This is a genomic window from Neisseria sp. P0021.S007 (genome assembly GCF_051956855.1).
In genome coordinates this window covers 1-446 of the sequence record NZ_JBQCXA010001686.1, presented here as the reverse complement: position 1 = coordinate 446, position 446 = coordinate 1, and the positions used below count along the sequence as shown (strand labels likewise).

General features: G+C 50.2%; 1 protein-coding gene. It reads right to left on the bottom strand.

From position 1 onward, the window contains the following. A partial coding sequence (locus ACTHUR_RS20915; RefSeq protein ID WP_440400729.1) for a ribulose-phosphate 3-epimerase occupies positions 1-381 on the bottom strand: 381 nt, incomplete at its 3' end. Positions 382-446: the final 65 nt, after the last annotated feature.

The following is a 446-nucleotide window of genomic DNA, read 5'->3' as shown; positions in this document are numbered from 1 at the left end:
TTCCAAAACGTAGGTGGGAGTTGCCGGATTCAACACCAATCCTGCCTGACAGCCCGCATCTTTAATCAGACTCAGGCTGCGGTCGATATGGCGGCTGGCTTCGGGATGAAACGTGATAATCGACGCGCCTGCTTTGGCGAACGCCTGAATCAGATCGTCAACAGGTTCGACCATCAGATGCACATCAATCGGCACGGTGGCATAAGGTTTCAACGCCGCGCAGACCATCGGTCCGAACGTCAGGTTCGGCACATAATGATTATCCATCACGTCGAAATGAATCAAATCGGCTCCCGCTTCGATAACTTTCGTTACTTCCTCACCCAAACGGGCAAAATCGGCGGATAAGATGCTGGGCGCAATACGGAAATTGTGGTTCATAGAAATCCAGTCGGATGGTGTGGTTTGATAAACGGATAATTTTTCATATTCTACCACCAACGCCT